The sequence below is a fragment of the Pseudomonas extremorientalis genome, assembly GCF_024584605.1.
GTDB classification, from domain to species: Bacteria; Pseudomonadota; Gammaproteobacteria; order Pseudomonadales; family Pseudomonadaceae; genus Aquipseudomonas; species Aquipseudomonas extremorientalis.
Genome location: NZ_CP089519.1, coordinates 5,554,623 through 5,571,528 on the forward strand (window position 1 = coordinate 5,554,623; position 16,906 = coordinate 5,571,528).

Below are 16,906 nucleotides of genomic sequence, written 5' to 3' on the forward strand. Positions count from 1 at the left end.
TATCTCCGCAGCAAGCCAGTGCCTGCTGTGGTTTTGCCCGTCACTGGGCAAAATCGGTCAGAACTGATATTCAACGGTGCCCTGCAAGGTGCGCCCACGCCCGAGGGTGAAGGCCAGTACGTCGCCCAGCGGCACCAGGTAGGCGCGGTCGGTGACGTTTTCCATGGCCAGGCGCAGGGTCAACTGCTCGGTAGCGCGGTAGCTGCTGTAGAGGTCATAGACGGTGTAGGGCTTCCAGTCGGCCGGGTAGACGCCGGTTTGCGAGGTGGTCACGCCGGCGCCACCTTTGACGTAGTAACCGCCGCTGTAGCGCGCACGAACCCCCACATCCAACTTGCGCTCGAACAAGCGTGCGCCCAGCGTCGCGGTGCCGCGGTCCATCGGCATGTGTTCGGAGGAACCCAGGATCGCGCTGCAGCTCTGACCCGCATTGGCCACGTCGTCCGGCACCATCGCGTCTACCGGCGCTCGGCTGCCCGGCCCCTTCTGGATCTTGGTGACACCACCCAGCCACGCGGTCTTGCTGCAGAACGTATTACTGCCGAGCATCCGCGTGTAGTTGAACTGGCCGTAGGCGAACCCGGCGTCGTAATCCAACTGGTACTCGAGGCCGCGAAAACGGGTGGTTTCCAGGTTGTTCACATACGCCGCATTGCCGATATTGGCGATGCCATAACCGGGCGGCTGCACCCCCAGGGCCATATAGGAAAAGTCATCCACGCGGGTGTTGAAGTAGGACACCTTCATGCCCACGCGGTCCTCGGCGAACAGCAGGTCTTCCTTGAGCACGTTGAAGCCGACCTCCCAGGCCGTGGACGTCTCGGGCTTCAAGTACGGGTTGGGGAAAATCGACTCCGAACCGCCGCCGTGGGGCCGGCCGCTGACCAGTGTTTCGGTGACGGCCGGAGGGCGCCAGCCCTTGCCGTACGTGGCGAACAGTTGCAGCCAATCCACGCCGGGCTTGACTGACAGGCCGAAGGTCGGCGAGAAGTGCCCCTCTTCCCGATCCACGTCATAAGTCATGGGCAAGCCGATCTGTCGCGTGGTGCCGATGATGAAGGTACGGGTGTTCAGGCCGGTCTCGCCGCGCAGCCGATAGCGGTCGTAACGCAACCCGGCATTGAGGTTCAGCCAGTTGTCGTAGTCGTAGTCCAGGCGCGCGAACAGGCTGCCCATCGCCCGGTCACCTCTGGGCGTGATGCTTTCCGCCGCCGAGGCCGTCACCGCCGAATCGGCGGCCACCATTTGATTGGAATCCGGCCGGACCTTGTCGTAGAAAAACTCCAGGCCGTAGTTGGCCTTGATCACCGACAGCTCGCTCAAGGCGAAGGTCGAGATGTTCTGCGCCTGCAAACCATAGGTGTTGGTCTGATAGGTAACGTCGTAGCCCTTGCTGCTGCCACGGGTCAGTGTGGTCTGGTCATTGCGGGTGTCGACGTAGTAGAGCTTGGCCTTGAAATCGATCAGCGGGTTGTCCGGCGTGTAGCTGTAGTCCAGTGCGAAGTTCTGCGCCGTGACATTGCTGCTGCCGAGCTTCTCCCAGAGCTGGGCCTTTTCGGCGGTCATCATGTTGACGTCGTCGTAGTCGACCTCGGTGGTCAGGTAGCTCAATTGCAGACGCTGATCCACCGGCAGGTTCAGACCCAGCTTGAGCAGGCGTGAACGCATCACCGAGCCGGTGTACTCGACGGTGGAGTTTTTGATCCGGTCTTCACTGGCCGGCAGGAAAGAACTGCCGGTGCGCAACTCGCCGATGCTGCCCCGGGTGCCGGGTTTGTAGTCGCCGAGATGACGTTCACTGGCAGCCACCAACATGTCCCACACATCGGTGCCCACGGCAAACGCCGAACTGCCGATAAAATGCGTGCCGTTGCTGCGCCCACCCAGCCCGGTGGTCAAGCGGATGCGCCCACCGATTTCCTTGCCGCCCTTGAGCAGGTCGGCGGCTTCCACGGTGCGAAAATTGGCCACACCACCGATCACCCCGGCGCCGCCCATCGTGGACGTGGCGCCCTTTTCGATCACCACCTCCGACAGCAATTCCGGGTCGACATACAGCGTGCCATTGCGTTGCTGGTGGCCACTTTGCTGGTAGTTCTGACGCATGCCGTCCACCGACATGTTGACCCGGCCATAGTCCTGGATGCCGCGAATATTCACCGACAAACCGGGGTCTTGCTGGCTGACCGCCGAGTAGACGCCCGGCGCCTCTTCGAGCATCTCGGCGGCATGCCGTGGTGGGTTTCGATCCAGTTGCTCACGCCCGACCACACTCACCGACCGTGGCGATGAATACACCCAGTCGTTGGGGTGCAGGCCGGTGATCGTGGTGGTCGCCAGTGCCAATGCGGCGCCGCTCTGCTCGACGCGGGTCAGGGTGACTTGGCGTTCGCCATTGAAGCGATACTCCACCGGCGCATTCCCCAACAGACGCGCCAAACCTTCCTGCACGCTGTATTGCCCTTTCACGGCCGTGCTCTGCAAACCGGCCAGGCGCTGGCTGTCGAACAGCACTTGCAGGCCGGCCTGGTCGGCGAATGCCAGCACAGCACTGCCCAGGGACTGCGCGGGGATATCCAGCATCAGCACCGCAGGTTGTGCAGCATTCGCCTGAGACTGAGCAGCGAATACCGGAGCCACAGCGGCGAACAGGCCCAGGTGGATGGCCAGGGCTAACCGGCTTGCGGTGATACGCCCCTTGTTGAGTGCTGACATTTCTGTTGTTCCCTGCGCTGAGCGCTTTCTTGTTTATGCGAATGCTTCTCACCTAGCAAGACGTGCGACGCGCACGAAGTCAGTAAGGTTTTTTGAAAGTTTTTCAGGAAGGGGGATTTCAGGCGGTGGGAGCTGGCCCCCACCGGGTCATCAATAGATCAGGCTGAGGCCAGCCAGGTCCAGGCGTTGCACCTGCAGTTCCTGGGTCAGCGTGGCAAGGGCGGTGTCGAGCATGTCGAGGCGGAACACGCCGCTGACTTCACGCTCGCCGAGGGCCGAGTCAGTCAACACCACGCGCCCGGGACGGTAGCGGTTGAGTTGTTCGATGACATTGGCCAACGGCTGGCGATCAAAGATCAACACACCGCGTCGCCAACTGGTGGCGCGCGCGACGTCGAGTTGATCCAAAGGCACGATGCCTTCCTGAGTGCTGTAGCGTACGGCCTGGCCTTGTTTGACCACTTTGTCGGCCGGGCCTTTTTTCGGGATGGCTTGCAGCGTGACCTCGACACTGTGTTCCAACACCCCGGTCCACGCCTGGCTGTCGCCCTCGCGCTCCACCACAAACTTCGTGCCCAGCGCCCGGGTCTGCCCGCCAGCGCTCTGCACCACGAACGGTCGGGTTTCCTCGCCCACCTTCGGTGCCACATCAAAGATCGCCGAGCCCTGCAGCAGGCTGATGCGGCGTTGCACACTGTCGTAATCCAGGCGGATGGCACTGGCGGAATCCAGTTCAACCTTGCTGCCATCGGCCAGGTGCACGGTGCGCACTTCGCCTTTCTCGGTGATGTAGTCGGCCTGCATGTGCAGCAACAAGTCCGGACCACGCACCCAGCCGACACCGGCTACCACCACGACCAGCGCGACGGCCGCCGCACGTTGCCATGGCCGGCGCCGCCTGGTCCCGCGCACAGGCTGCGTCGCCGTCGACGGGCGCTGGCGGTTCACCGGGGGTTCCTTGTACACCTCGCCCAGTGCCGCCCAGGTCTGTTCGGCAAAACGCAATGCCGCTTCGTGGCGGCTGTCGCAGGCGATCCAATGCCGCAATTCGGCCTGCTCCTGTTCGGTCAGGGCACCGGCGTGCAGGCGCACCGCCCACTCGGCGGCCGCCTCGGTAATGCTGTGCTGCTGCGGACCCTGGCTATTCACGTGTGAATCTCGAATTTTTCGTTATATAACGCTGTGACGAGTGAACGGGCGTTTTTCGGTAATTCATTCGTCGGATGGCGCCCTCTCGCCTTCCTGCAAGCGTTGCATCACGTAGGCCAACGCTTTGGCCAGGTGCTTTTGGACGCAGCTGTCAGAGATGTCCAGGTGCCGGGCGACCTGGGCATGGGTCATGCCTTCGATGCGGTTGAGGCGGAAAATCTGCTGGGTGCGCTCCGGCAACTCCGCCAGTGCCTGCTTCAATGCCTGTCGCTGTTGCTGCGCCATTGCCTGAACCTCCAACCCGGCCACGTCATCTTCAATCTCGGCCAGCGCCTCATGGGGCACGGAGTCAGTCTTGCGCCGCGCTTCCTGGCGAATATGGTCGATCAGCAGATTGCTTGCCGTTCGATAGAGATAGCCCTGGGAGTTGTCGATGCGCTCGCCCGCCGGCTTTTCCGCCAGGCGCAGGAAGCTCTCCTGCACCAGGTCTGCGGCCAACTGCGGGTCCCGTACCTTGCGCGCCAGATACCCGCGCAAGGCATCGGCATGCTTGAGAAACAGGCCTTTGAGATCCACGTCCGACAAACCGACTCCCTGGAATGTTAAGGAAACAGGCGGGCATCTTAAGCATTGTCGAGAATGATTTTCAATTGATATCTAATCTGATCCGCCTTTATGAACGGCCTGATTAACGGTTCGATAATCGAACACATACGCCGCCATCAATTGACCAAATTAACCATTCAGTACATTTTATCTGCACAACTAACAAGAATTGTGGAGAACACCCCATGCCGCCTATCGTGCTGGTGCTCAACGGTCCCAATCTCAACCTGCTCGGCACCCGCGAGCCCGCTACCTACGGCCATGAAACCCTGGCCGATGTGGCGGCCTTGTGCGGCCGCAGCGCTGAACAGCTGGGCCTGAAAATCGAATTCCGCCAGACCAATCATGAAGGCGAACTGCTCGACTGGATCCACGGCGCCCGCGCCCGCTGCGCCGGGATCGTGATCAACCCGGCGGCCTGGACCCACACCTCGGTGGCGATCCGTGATGCGCTGGTGGCCAGTGAAGTGCCGGTGATCGAAGTGCATCTCTCCAACGTGCATGCCCGCGAAGCGTTCCGTCATCACTCCTTTGTGTCACCCATCGCCAAGGCCGTGCTCGCGGGGTTCGGCAGCCACGGCTACCACCTGGCGCTGGAACACTTCAGCCAGTTGCTCAAAGGATCGGCCCGATGAAAACACGCATCCTCGCCGGCCTGATCGGCGCTGGCATCCAGGCTTCCCGCACGCCCGCGCTGCATGAACAGGAAGGCGATGCCCAAGGTTTGCGCTACTTGTACCGCCTGATCGACCTTGAGCCCCGGCAGTTGGGCATCGACGCCTTGCCCGATCTGCTGCGCGCCGCCGAGCTCATGGGCTTTACCGGGCTGAACATTACCTACCCGTGCAAGCAGGCTATCCTACCGCTGCTCGATGAACTGTCCGACGAGGCCCATGGCATTGGCGCGGTCAACACGGTGGTGTTCAAGGACGGCAAGCGCATCGGCCACAACACCGATTGCCTGGGATTTGCCGAAGGGTTCCGGCGCAACTTGAGTGATGTCGCCCGCCAACGCGTGGTGCAGATGGGCGCCGGCGGTGCAGGTGCCGCAGTGGCCCATGCGCTGCTGGCCGAGGGAGTGCAACAGTTGAGTATTTTCGACGTGGACCCCGCCCGTGCCCGCGACCTGGTGGAGAACCTCACGCTACGTTTCGGCCCAGGGCGCGCCCAAGTGGGCAACCACGTAGAAAACGCCGTGGCCGAGGCCGATGGGCTGGTGAACACCACGCCGATGGGCATGGCCAAGCTGCCCGGCACACCGGTGCCCGCCGCTTTGCTAAGAGCAGACCTGTGGGTGGCGGAAATCGTGTATTTCCCGCTGGAAACCGAACTGCTGCGCGATGCCCGCGCATTGGGCTGTCGCACCCTGGATGGCGGCAACATGGCGGTGTTTCAGGCGGTGAAGGCGTTTGAGCTGTTCTGTGGGGAAGTGCCGGATGCGCAGCGCATGCTGGCGCACTTCCAGTGCATGAATACCTGACTGAGTTGGAATAAAAATCCAAATGTGGGAGGGGGCTTGCCCCCGATAGCGGTGGATCAGCCAGCTTATCTGTAGCTGACCCACTGTCATCGGGGGCAAGCCCCCTCCCACATTTTAAATGCATTCCAACCTGAGACTTCAGGCCTGGAGGTAACGCATCACCGAATCACAAATCATGTCCCGATGCCGCTGTTTAACCGCCTCATCCGACAGGTCGATCTGAAAAATCTCACTGAAGGTATGGCGGTTGGACACCCGGTAAAAGCTGAACGAGTTGATCAGCAGGTGCACGTCCAACGGTTCCAGCCCTTCCCGGAACAAGCCCAGCTCGGCGCCACGGCGCAAGGTCTCCCCCAACCCTTCAAGGATCTTGCTGTTCATCGCCTTGATGGTGTCTGTACGCTTCACGTACTCGGCATTGTGGATATTTTCGATGCTGACAATGCGCACAAAATCCACATTCTGGTCATGGTGATCAAAGGTGAACTCCACCAGCCGCCGGATCGCTTCACGCGGCTCCAGGGCCGTGAGGTTCATGCGGGTCTCGGTGTTGCGGATGTCGCCGTAGAGTTTCTCCAGCACCTCGACGTACAACTGCTCCTTGCTGCCGAAGTAGTAATAGATCATGCGCTTGGAGGTGTGGATACGCTCGGCGATCGCGTCCACGCGAGCGCCGGAAAGGCCCTGCTGGACAAACTCGACGATGGCTTCCTGGAGTATGTTTTCGCGGGTCTTTTCCGGATTGTTCTTACGACTCTTGCGAGGTGCCTCGGTGGTCATGGTGCGCTCACGGCCAGTGTTATGCAGGCCGTGATTATGGGCCGCGACGCTCCCCGAAAGAAAGCACCGCACCGCCGTTATAAACGCGCCTGGCGCACCGCACCGCTGCGCGATTTGGCCATGGCGGCCAGGCGCACCGCCACGTTGGCTGCGCCGTAGCCAGCATAACCATTCTTGCGCTGGATGATCTCGAAGAAAAACCGCCCTTCGAAGGGTTCGGTGTAGACGTGAAACAACTCGCCGCCCTGGGCATCGCGGTCGTACAGCACGTTGTAGTACGCCAGCTCACTGAGGAACTCATCGTCGAAATCGAAACGCGCCGCCAGGTCGTCGTAGTAGTTGAGCGGGATATCCAGCAGCGGCACACCGGCCTCCTTGGCGCGGCGCACTTCGGCAAAGATATCCGCGCAGTCGAAGGCAATATGGTGCACACCCGAGCCGCGATAGCTCGACAGCGCGTGGGAAATCGCCGTGTTGCGGTTCTCGGAGATGTTCAGCGGCAGACGGATCGAGCTGCAACGGCTGCGCAGCGCGCGGCTTTTCACCAGGCCGTAAGGGTCGGGCAGTACCACTTCGTCATCGGCTTCGAAATCCAGCAGGCTCTTGTAGAACAGCACCCAGCTGTCGAGGCTGTCGGCTGGCAGGGCCATGGCCATATGGTCGATACGCAGCAAGCCGCCGCTGGATGACACGCCGGGCTGCAGGTTGAAGTCGGTGTCGTACAGCCCGCCTTCACTCTGATCCACCAGGTAAATCAGGCTGCCATCCGGCGCACGTACCGCCGCCAGCTCCAGCTCATTCGGCCCGACCAGGCCGCGATACGGCTGGCCTTTGTACGCCACCGCCCGTTCCAGGGCCTTGGCGCTGTCCTTGACCCGAATCGCGGTGGCACACAGCGACGGCCCATGGGCCTCGAAAAAGTTGTGGGCAAACGAATAGGGTTCGCAGTTGAGGATCAGGTTGATATCGCCCTGGCGCAACAGGCTCACGCTCTTGGAGCGATGCTGCCCGGCCTTGACGAACCCCAGGCGTTCCAGCCAGTGGGTGAGCTTGGCGCCAAGGCTCTCGTCCACGGCAAATTCAAGGAACTCGATGCCGTCGTATTCGCTGGCAGGCGGGGTATCAAACAGAATCTCGACCGGTTGCGCCGGCGCTTCCTGTTTCAGGCGTTCGCGGGTTTTCTCTTCGAGGTACAGCAGGGAGCGCAGGCCATCCGCCGCGTTCGCACGGGTGGGCGCGGCGCGGAAGCCGTCGTTGAAAATTTCCAGGGACAGCGGCCCGGTGTAGCCGCTCTTGATGATCGGCCCGAGGAACCCAGCCAGGTCGAATTCGCCTTGGCCGGGGAAGCAGCGGAAGTGCCGACTCCACTCCAGCACGTCCATGGCCAGGATCGGCGCGTCGGCCATTTGTACGAAGAAGATCTTGTCGCCGGGGATCTCGGCGATGGCGCTCGGGTCGCCCTTGAGGGACAGGGTATGAAAGCTGTCGAGCAATACACCAAGGCTCGGGTGATCGACCTGACGCACCAGGTTCCACACCTGTTGCCAGGTATTTACATGCTTGCCCCAGGCCAGCGCTTCATAGCCAATGCGCAAGCCACGACGGCCGGCGTGTTCGGCGAGCAGGCCGAGGTCATCGAGCAGAATGCGCTCGTCGCCCACGCAATCGGCGGAGGCATTGCTGCACACCAGCACCAGGTCGGTGCCCAGTTCCTGCATCAAGTCGAATTTGCGCTCGGCGCGTTCCAGGTTGCGTGCAAGGCGGTCTCGACGGCAGCCTTCAAAATCGCGAAACGGCTGGAACAAGGTGATGGCAATGCCAAGGTCGGCACACATTTGCCTGACTTCCCGGGGGCTGCCATCGTAATACAACAGATCGTTTTCGAAGATTTCTACGCCGTCGAACCCGGCGGCCGCGATGGCTTCGAGTTTCTCCGGCAGGGTTCCGCTCAAGGAAACGGTGGCAATGGAGCGTTGCATGGGCGACTCCCGGCATTTAGGCGCGTCTTGTTTACGGCAAATTATTGGCCGCTAAACTGTTCACAGCAATTAAAATGTACGAACCGGTTAGTTTTTGGTGCGATTATCGAACACAAAGCCGTTTTGGCGAATTGACGATTTTTTAGCCGCTGCGCACCATCGATTCAGTAACAAGACCCAGAACACACCATAAAAATTTCAAAAAACGGGTACGACCTCATGCCTTTGCAAAACTCCGTCCTGGCCGACCGCCCGGGCACACCGCACGCCGGCATCGGCGACAAGATCCGCGGCGCCCTGGCCGTGGGTAAAACGCGCTGGGGCATGTTGGCCCTGGTGTTCTTCGCCACCACCCTCAACTACATCGACCGCGCCGCATTGGGCGTGATGCAGCCTATCCTCGCCAAGGAGATGAGCTGGACGGCGATGGACTACGCCAACATCAACTTCTGGTTCCAGGTCGGCTATGCCATCGGCTTTGTGCTGCAGGGCCGCTTGATCGACCGGGTCGGTGTGAAACGCGTGTTCTTCTGCGCGGTCCTATTGTGGAGCCTGGCCACCGGCGCCCATGGCCTGGCCACCTCGGCGGTGGGCTTCATGGTCTGTCGTTTCATTCTCGGGCTGACCGAAGCCGCCAACTACCCGGCCTGCGTCAAGACCACGCGCCTGTGGTTCCCGGCTGGTGAACGGGCAGTGGCCACCGGTATCTTCAACGCCGGCACCAACGTGGGTGCGATGATGACGCCGATGCTGCTGCCGTTGATCCTGCACGTGTGGGGCTGGCAGGCGGCGTTCCTGTGCATGTCGGCGCTCGGCGGAATCTGGCTGCTGTTCTGGGGCTTGAAGTACTTCAACCCGGAAGACCACCCCACCGTCAAACAATCCGAACTGGACTACGTGCAACAGGAAGTCGAACCGGAACAACCCCGCGTGCCCTTCAGCCGCATCCTGCGCATGCGTGGCACCTGGGCCTTCGCCCTCGCCTACTCGATGACCGCGCCGGTGTTCTGGTTCTACCTGTACTGGCTGCCGCCGTTCCTGAACCAGCAATACAACCTGGGCATCAACGTGACCCAGATGGGTATCCCGCTGATCATCATCTACCTGACCGCCGACTTCGGCAGCGTGGGGGGTGGGATTCTGTCGTCGTTCCTGATCGGCCGAGGCATGAACTCGATCAAGGCGCGGCTGCTGTCGATGCTGCTGTTTGCCTGCTGCATCGTCGGCGTGATCATGGCCGCCGGTTCCAGCCAGCTGTGGGTCGCGGTGTTTGCCATCTCCCTGGCGATTGGCGCACACCAGGCCTGGACCGCCAACATCTGGAGCCTGGTGATGGACTACACACCCAAGCACATGATGAGCACGGTGTTCGGTTTTGGTGGCATGTGCGCGGCCATCGGCGGCATGTTCATGACCCAGATCGTCGGCCACATCCTCACGGTCACGAACAACAACTACACCGTGTTGTTCACCCTGATCCCGGCGATGTACTTCATTGCGCTGACCTGGATGTACTTCATGGCACCGCGCAAGATCCCTACCGTGGACGTTTGATCTACCGTCTCAGCTACCGGCGCCGCTGCTGCCAGGCAGCGGCCAGCCCGCTCATGCAGATCACCCCGATACCGACCACCGTGGTCAGGTCCGGGGTGTGGTTGAACACCAGCCAGCCCAACAACCCCGCAAACACGATCTGGCAATAGCCAAACGGCGCCAGCAAGGCCGGTGCCGCGAAGCGGAACGCCTGGGTCAGCATCAAGTGCGCGGTCATCCCGCAGGTGCCCAGGGCCAGCATCAACACGCCGTGCCACAGCGTCGGCACTTGCCAGAAGAACGGCACCATCGCACTCATCACCAAGGTATTGCACAGGCCGGCGAAGAAGTTGCTGGTGGTGGGCGTGTCGTATTGGCTGAGAATGCGCGTGAGCAGTTGGTAGAAGCAGAAGAACAGCGCCGAACACAGGGGCAACAAGACCGCCGGGGTGAACAGTTCGCCGCCCGGGTGGATGATGACCAGCACCCCGACAAACCCGCAGATCACCGCCAGCCACTGGCCACGTGTCACATGTTCGCCGAGCAGCGGCACCGAGAGCGCCGTTACCAGGATCGGTGCAAGGAAGTTCACCGCCGTGGCTTCCGCCAGGGGGATGAAGTGCAGCGCCGAGGTGAAAAACAGGCTGGTGCCCAACAGGCACAGCGCCCGCACCACCTGCATACCCGGCCGTTTGCTGCGCAGCACGCGCAAGCCCGATTGCGGCAGGAAGATGCCGGCCATCAACAGGGTGTGCACCAGGTAACGCGCCCACACCACCATCACGATCGGGTAGAACCCGGCCAGGTATTTGGACAAGGCGTCATGGCTGGAGAACAGGAACGTCGCCAGTACAATCAGCAAAATGCCTTTGAAGGGGTGGTTGACGCCGGAAAGGGGGGTGCTGACAGTCATGGAATTCTCTTGCGTGGCGAGCTGAACGCGTGGCACTCAACCCGGTAATCTAGCAGCCGGGCCTGCGTCTGCCCCTAGAGCATAACCAAACACCGTGCGAACAGCGCACTAAATCACGGGATTCGAGTCCAACGCTGCACGTTGACCGCCGTGTTGCACACTTTTTAATCAAGGCCTTGCTGCTATGAAAAAAATCCTCTTTGTCCTGTCTGCCCTTGCCCTGCTCACCGCGTGCAACCAGCAAGAGCAGCCAGCCCCCAAGCCGGCACCGGCGTCCGTGCAGGCCACCCTGGTGCCGGCAACGCCGCCCACCGACAAATGGCTCGGCAAGTGGATCGGCGTAGAAGGCCTCTACCTGACCATCGCCAAGGACGACAGTATTGGCCGTGGTCACTACATTCTGACCATGAAATATGGCCTTGATGACGACGACTCCGGCACCTTCAAAGGTGAAGCCAACGAAGACGGCATCGCCTTTACCCGCCCGGACGGCCCCCAGCAATTGAGCGCCGGCGACGGCGAAGCCACCGGTTTGAAATGGTTGGCGGATAAAAAGGATTGCCTGATTGTCGATACCGGCGAAGGCTATTGCCGCGATTAACGGCCATACTCTTCCCCAATTAATGTAGGACCGTTCACCGAGAGGATTGCCCCATGCTATGGAAAAAAGGCCGACGCAGCGACAACGTGGTCGACGCCCGCGATGACAGCGGCGGTGGTGGGGGCGGTATGCGCTTTGGGGGCGGCAAGGGCCTGAGCCTCACGGCCATCGTGCTGATTGTCGGCATCGGCTGGTTGACCGGCCAGGACCCGTTGCAGATCCTCGGCCAACTGACCGGCCAGATGGAGCAGGCACCCTCGGTGAGTACGCAGACACGTCAGGCGCCGCCGGCCAACGACGAGCAAGCAGACTTTGTCCGCGCCGTGCTGGGCGATACCGAAGACACCTGGGGCCAGGTGTTCCAGGAAAACGGCCTGGCCTACAAGAATCCGAAACTGATTCTGTTCCGTGGCCGGGTCAATTCCGCCTGCGGGGGTGCCACCTCGGCCAGCGGCCCATTCTATTGCCCGGCTGACCAGCAGGTGTACCTGGACCTGGATTTCTTCCGGGAAATGTCGCAGCGCTTCCAGGCCGCCGGTGATTTCGCCCAGGCCTACGTGATCGCCCACGAAGTCGGGCACCACGTGCAGACCTTGCTGGGCATCTCGTCGAAAATCCAGGCCGCACGCCAGCAGGGTCGGCAGATGCAAGGTGATGGCGGCCTGCTGGTGCGCCAGGAACTACAGGCCGACTGCTTCGCCGGGGTGTGGGCCAACCGTGCGCAAAAGCGCCTCAACTGGCTGGAACCCGGCGATATCGAAGAAGCACTGAACGCGGCCAACGCCATTGGCGATGACCGCTTGCAGCAACAGGGTCAGGGGCGTGTTGTGCCGGACTCGTTTACCCACGGCACCTCGGCACAGCGGGTTCGCTGGTTCAAGACCGGCTTCGCCCAGGGCCAGATCACTCAATGCGACACGTTTACCGCCAAGAGTCTTTGAATGAATAAACGCTTGGGATTGCTGCTGGGCTTGTTAGTCACGTGTTCAACCTGGGCCGCCGAACACGGCGTCAAGGACGTCAGCCCCCATCGTTTCCACCTGGAGGCCGGCGATCTCAGCCTCGGTTTGAGCCAGGATTGGCGCCAGCCACTGCCCCAGGTCACCCGCGCATTGATCATCGTGCACGGCCGCCTGCGCAATGCGCAAACCTACCTGCAAAGCGCCGAAGACGCCGCCGAGCACGCAGGCCAGAGCGCCAACACACTGGTGATTGCGCCGCAGTTTCTGAATGCGTCCGACGTCAAGCGCAACCACCTGGACAATCAGGTACTGCGCTGGAACGGCAATGACTGGATGGCCGGCGAGCCCTCCACCGGTCCGGGACACATCAGTTCCTACGGCGCCCTCGACCAGATCATCAAGCACCTGGGCAACCGCACGCTGTTCCCGGCGCTGAAGGAAATCGTCGTGGCCGGCCACTCCGGTGGCGGCCAGGTGGTGCAGCGCTTCGCCCTCACCGGGCACGACCATCCGCTGCTGCAAACCGAAGGCATCAGCCTGCGTTACGTGGTGGCCAACCCTTCGTCCTACGCTTACTTCACCCCCCAACGCCCGGTGAAGTTCGATACCGCCCGTTGCCCAGGCTTCAACGACTGGAAGTACGGCCTGCAAGACCTGCCCGACTACGCCAAGGGCCAGAGCGCCCAACAGCTCGAGCAGGCTTACGTGTCACGCAATATCACCTACCTGCTGGGCCAGCAGGACACCGACCCGAACCACCCCGCGCTGGACAAAAGCTGCGCCGCCGAGACCCAGGGCGCGTACCGCCTGATTCGTGGGCACAACTACTTTGACTACCTCAAGCAGCGGCATCCGCAGCTGAGTCATAAGTTGGTGGAAGTGCCGGGGGTGGGGCATGACGGAGACGGGATGTTTACGTCGCCCGAGGGCCAGAAAGTACTGTTCACGCCATAACCTGTGGGAGGGGGCCCCCGATTGCGGTCTGCCAACTACACATGTGCTGATTTATACACCGCTATCGGGGGCAAGCCCCCTCCCACAGTTGATCTCTATTGTTTGGGCTGGATCATCTGGTGCAGCACCGCGCAGTCCGATGCATGCCAATCCGCCAACTCCGGCCACGGGTTCTCCGGCAGATTCACCAACACCGTTCGCGTCCCCGCCGCCCGGCCGCAGTCCAGGTCAAAGCGGTAATCACCGACCATCACCATCTCGCTTGGCGACACATCCCACGCCGCCGCGAGTTTCAGCAGGCCGTCCGGATCCGGCTTCGGTTGCGCATCGTCACGCCCCAGCACGTCCTCCATGGCAAAACAGTCCGCCAGGCCAATCGCGTCCAGGGTGATATGCGCCAGCTCCCGCGCATTGCGCGTCAGGATGCCCAGGCGATAGCCACGCCCGGCCAGTTCGCGCACCAGTTCTACCGCGCCTTCGGCGGCCACCGACTCCAACGCCAGCTCACGCTCGTGCTCCAGCAACCAGGCATGCTTGGCCGCCGCAACCTCCTTCGGCAACGCCGCCAGGTGCGTGAGGATGTCGTCTTCGGGTGGAATCTCCAGGGCCACGCGAATGGCCGCGAAATCATGCACGGCCACCGTCAGGGTGCCGTCCATGTCGAACACCCAATGTTTAACCTCTGTCAGGCTCATGCCCAATCCTTGCGATGGCGAATCAGGCCTTCCTGGGTGACCGAGGCCACCAGTTGCCCGGCGCGGTTGTACACGCTGCCTCGGGAGAACCCCCGGGAATTGCCGGCCCACGGGCTGTCCATGGCGTAGAGCAACCAGTCATCGGCACGCAGGTCGGCGTGGAACCACAGCGCGTGATCGAGGCTGGCGACCTGCATGTCTTTCTGCCACACGGTCTTGCCGTGGGGCAGCAGCGAAGTGGTCAGCAGGCCGAAGTCCGAGGCGTAGGCCAGCAGGTATTTGTGCAGCGCCGGTGCATCGGCCAGGGCGCCGTCGGCGCGGAACCACACGTACTTGACCGGGTCGGACGGTTGCGGGTTGAACGGGTCTTTCTCGGTGACCGGGCGCACTTCGATCGGCTTGGGGCACAGCAGCTTGTCGCGCATGTGCTCGGGGATCAGGTGCGCGCGTTGCTGGGTCAGTTCCAGCTCCGACGGCAGGTTTTCCGGGCCGACCACCACGGGCATGGTGGTCTGGTGATCGAAGCCTTGTTCGTCGTACTGGAACGAGGTGGTGCAGGTGAAGATCGGGTGGCCCTTCTGGATCGCCGTCACCCGGCGCGTGCTGAAACTGCCGCCGTCGCGCACGCGGTCCACCGAGTACACCACCGGCAACTTCGCGTCGCCAGGGCGCAGGAAATAACCGTGCAGGGAATGCACGTGCCGCGCTTCTTCTACGGTCTGGCTGGCCGCCGACAGCGACTGGCCGAGCACCTGGCCGCCGAACAGTTGGCGAAAACCCAGGTCCTGGCTGCGGCCGCGAAAGAGGTTTTCCTCGATCGGCTCCAGGGTCAGCAGGTCCACCAGATCTTCCAATACTTGGCTCATAGAGCAACTCCTAAAATCTATCGGGCATTCCGGGCTGCCTATCCGTGCAGCGTGTCCAACCATTGGGCGCGGGTGATGCGGTACAAAACATGATGGCGCAGCGGGTCATCGGCTGCGACCTTGGGGTGTTCAAAATCTGCCTGGGGATCGTAATGCATACCGATGGCCTGCATGACTTTTTGTGATGGCAGATTGGATTCGGTGGTGAAGGCGACAATCTCGTCCAGGTTCAGACGATCAAAACCACAGCGCAATGCGGTCCAGGCGGCCTCGCTGGCATAGCCCAGGCCCCAGTGTTCGCGAGCCAGGCGCCAGCCGATTTCCACCGCCGGGGTAAAGTCGGCATCGAAGCTGACATTCAGCAACCCGGTGAGACCGATGAATTCCCCCGTGTCCTTGCGTTGCAACGCCCACAGGCCAAAGCCGTATTCGGCGAAGTGGCCGCGAATCCGGCCGATCAACGCGGCGCTTTCCAGGTGGCTCAGTGTGGCCGGGAAATAACGCATCACCTGCGGGTCGGCGCACATGCGCGCAAAGTCCGGCAGGTCGCTGTCGCGCCATTGACGCAACAAAAGGCGTGCGCTTTCCAATTCGAGTATCGGCTCCATGGGTCCCCTCCCTTGCCATGTGCGTGAGTGTACAACGCGGGTAAGATGCCTCGCAGGTTCCCGTCAGAAAATCCCATGCCTCTGCCATTGATCTACCACGATGACTACAGCCCCGAGTTCCCGGCGGACCACCGGTTCCCCATGGACAAGTTCCGCCTGCTGCGCGACCACCTGGTGTCCACCGGACTGACCGAGGACAGCCAACTGCTGCGCCCGCAGCTGTGCCCGCCAGAGATTCTGGCCCTGGCCCATGACGCTGGGTATATCGAACGCTACATGGGCGGCGAGTTGTCCCGCGAGGACCAACGTCGCCTCGGCCTGCCCTGGAACGAAGCCCTGGCCCGGCGCACCGTGCGCGCGGTCGGTGGCTCCATCCTGGCAGCGGAGCAAGCATTGGAACACGGCCTGGCCTGCCACCTGGCCGGCGGCACCCACCACGCCCACTACGATTACCCGGCGGGCTTCTGCATCTTCAATGACCTGGCGGTGATCAGCCATTACCTGCTGGCCAGCGGCCGGGTCAACCGCGTGCTGATCTTCGATTGCGACGTGCACCAGGGCGATGGCACGGCACGCATCCTCCACGACACGCCGGACGCCATCACCGTATCGCTGCACTGCGAAAAGAACTTCCCCGCGCGCAAGGCCCAGAGTGACTGGGACATCCCTCTGCCGATGGGCATGGGCGACGCCGATTACCTCAAGGTGGTGGACGACGCGCTCAACTACCTGCTGCCGCTCTACCAGCCGGACCTGGTGCTGTACGACGCCGGCGTCGATGTGCACAAGGACGACGCCCTCGGTTACCTCAAGCTGACAGACCAAGGCGTCGCCGCCCGCGACGAAAGCGTGATGCGCCATTGCCTGGGCCGCGACATCCCGGTGATGGGCGTGATCGGCGGCGGCTACAGCAAGGACCGCCCGGCCCTGGCCCGCCGCCACGGCATTCTGCACCACAGTGCGCAACGGGTATGGACGTCATCAGGTTGTCACTGAACTGTGGGCGTTACCCACAATGCCTGTGGAACCACCTGTGGATAACTTGAGTGTAAGCGTGTGAGAGCT

The 16,906-nt window shown here is 62.0% G+C and carries 16 protein-coding genes; 7 read left to right on the top strand and 9 right to left on the bottom strand.

Translation table 11 applies throughout. The features are described from left to right. Nucleotides 1-57: 57 nt before the first annotated feature. The 3 genes from LUU92_RS25110 to LUU92_RS25120 all read right to left on the bottom strand — a co-directional run bounded on the left by LUU92_RS25110 (nt 58) and on the right by LUU92_RS25120 (nt 4,449). The gene (locus LUU92_RS25110; RefSeq protein WP_257102801.1) at nt 58-2,715 is read right to left on the bottom strand and encodes a TonB-dependent receptor; all 2,658 of its coding nucleotides are present in this window, start codon (nt 2,713-2,715) and stop codon (nt 58-60) included. 150 nt (nt 2,716-2,865) lie between these two features. After that, nucleotides 2,866-3,864, bottom strand: coding sequence for a FecR family protein (locus LUU92_RS25115; RefSeq protein WP_071489938.1), 999 nt, complete (start codon nt 3,862-3,864; stop codon nt 2,866-2,868). 63 nt (nt 3,865-3,927) lie between these two features. Further along, nucleotides 3,928-4,449, bottom strand: coding sequence for an RNA polymerase sigma factor (locus LUU92_RS25120; RefSeq protein ID WP_092248238.1), 522 nt, complete (start codon nt 4,447-4,449; stop codon nt 3,928-3,930). A gap of 206 nt (nt 4,450-4,655) precedes the next feature. On the opposite strand from LUU92_RS25120, the gene aroQ reads away from it, so the two are divergent. Together aroQ and LUU92_RS25130 are read left to right on the top strand one after the other, a co-directional pair. After that, on the top strand, nt 4,656-5,105 hold the full coding sequence (gene aroQ / locus LUU92_RS25125; RefSeq protein ID WP_010206717.1) for a type II 3-dehydroquinate dehydratase: 450 nt from the start codon (nt 4,656-4,658) through the stop codon (nt 5,103-5,105). After that, nucleotides 5,102-5,950, top strand: a complete 849-nt coding sequence (locus tag LUU92_RS25130; RefSeq protein ID WP_071489936.1) for a shikimate dehydrogenase — start codon at nt 5,102-5,104, stop codon at nt 5,948-5,950. The genes aroQ and LUU92_RS25130 overlap by 4 nt, the downstream gene beginning before the upstream one ends. A gap of 138 nt (nt 5,951-6,088) precedes the next feature. On the opposite strand, the gene LUU92_RS25135 is transcribed toward LUU92_RS25130, so the two are convergent. Further along, on the bottom strand, nt 6,089-6,730 hold the full coding sequence (locus tag LUU92_RS25135; RefSeq protein WP_033897904.1) for a TetR/AcrR family transcriptional regulator: 642 nt from the start codon (nt 6,728-6,730) through the stop codon (nt 6,089-6,091). A 77-nt stretch (nt 6,731-6,807) separates the two neighbouring features. Next, the gene (gene quiC / locus LUU92_RS25140) at nt 6,808-8,709 is read right to left on the bottom strand and encodes a 3-dehydroshikimate dehydratase QuiC (protein ID WP_257102802.1); all 1,902 of its coding nucleotides are present in this window, start codon (nt 8,707-8,709) and stop codon (nt 6,808-6,810) included. A 219-nt stretch (nt 8,710-8,928) separates the two neighbouring features. Between quiC and LUU92_RS25145 the strand changes: the two genes are divergently transcribed. Continuing rightward, a complete protein-coding gene (locus LUU92_RS25145) occupies nt 8,929-10,263 on the top strand; it encodes an MFS transporter (protein ID WP_092248230.1) in 1,335 nt (444 codons plus the stop codon). Nucleotides 10,264-10,276: 13 nt separating this feature from the next. Here LUU92_RS25145 and LUU92_RS25150 read toward each other — a convergent pair whose 3' ends face one another. Then, nucleotides 10,277-11,155, bottom strand: a complete 879-nt coding sequence (locus tag LUU92_RS25150; RefSeq protein WP_071489933.1) for a DMT family transporter — start codon at nt 11,153-11,155, stop codon at nt 10,277-10,279. A gap of 184 nt (nt 11,156-11,339) precedes the next feature. Between LUU92_RS25150 and LUU92_RS25155 the strand changes: the two genes are divergently transcribed. Genes LUU92_RS25155 through LUU92_RS25165 form a run of 3 tightly spaced genes read left to right on the top strand, consistent with a single transcriptional unit; the run spans nt 11,340 to nt 13,672 of the window. After that, nucleotides 11,340-11,756: a membrane lipoprotein lipid attachment site-containing protein gene (locus tag LUU92_RS25155; protein WP_071489932.1), complete on the top strand. Its 417-nt coding sequence runs from the start codon at nt 11,340-11,342 to the stop codon at nt 11,754-11,756. A gap of 53 nt (nt 11,757-11,809) precedes the next feature. Then, the gene (gene ypfJ, locus LUU92_RS25160; protein WP_071489931.1) at nt 11,810-12,697 is read left to right on the top strand and encodes a KPN_02809 family neutral zinc metallopeptidase; all 888 of its coding nucleotides are present in this window, start codon (nt 11,810-11,812) and stop codon (nt 12,695-12,697) included. Then, a complete protein-coding gene (locus tag LUU92_RS25165; protein ID WP_222540469.1) occupies nt 12,698-13,672 on the top strand; it encodes an alpha/beta hydrolase in 975 nt (324 codons plus the stop codon). It abuts the gene before it with no gap. Nucleotides 13,673-13,767: 95 nt separating this feature from the next. On the opposite strand, the gene LUU92_RS25170 is transcribed toward LUU92_RS25165, so the two are convergent. Genes LUU92_RS25170 through LUU92_RS25180 form a run of 3 tightly spaced genes read right to left on the bottom strand, consistent with a single transcriptional unit; the run spans nt 13,768 to nt 15,841 of the window. Further along, on the bottom strand, nt 13,768-14,367 hold the full coding sequence (locus LUU92_RS25170) for an HAD family hydrolase (protein ID WP_257102803.1): 600 nt from the start codon (nt 14,365-14,367) through the stop codon (nt 13,768-13,770). Next, the gene (tesB, locus tag LUU92_RS25175; protein ID WP_025858197.1) at nt 14,364-15,233 is read right to left on the bottom strand and encodes an acyl-CoA thioesterase II; all 870 of its coding nucleotides are present in this window, start codon (nt 15,231-15,233) and stop codon (nt 14,364-14,366) included. Before tesB ends, LUU92_RS25170 begins: the two co-directional genes overlap by 4 nt. 38 nt (nt 15,234-15,271) lie before the next feature. Beyond that, nucleotides 15,272-15,841, bottom strand: coding sequence for a GNAT family N-acetyltransferase (locus LUU92_RS25180; protein ID WP_071489928.1), 570 nt, complete (start codon nt 15,839-15,841; stop codon nt 15,272-15,274). Nucleotides 15,842-15,916: 75 nt separating this feature from the next. On the opposite strand from LUU92_RS25180, the gene LUU92_RS25185 reads away from it, so the two are divergent. Next, nucleotides 15,917-16,837, top strand: coding sequence for a histone deacetylase family protein (locus tag LUU92_RS25185; RefSeq protein WP_071489927.1), 921 nt, complete (start codon nt 15,917-15,919; stop codon nt 16,835-16,837). Nucleotides 16,838-16,906: the final 69 nt, after the last annotated feature.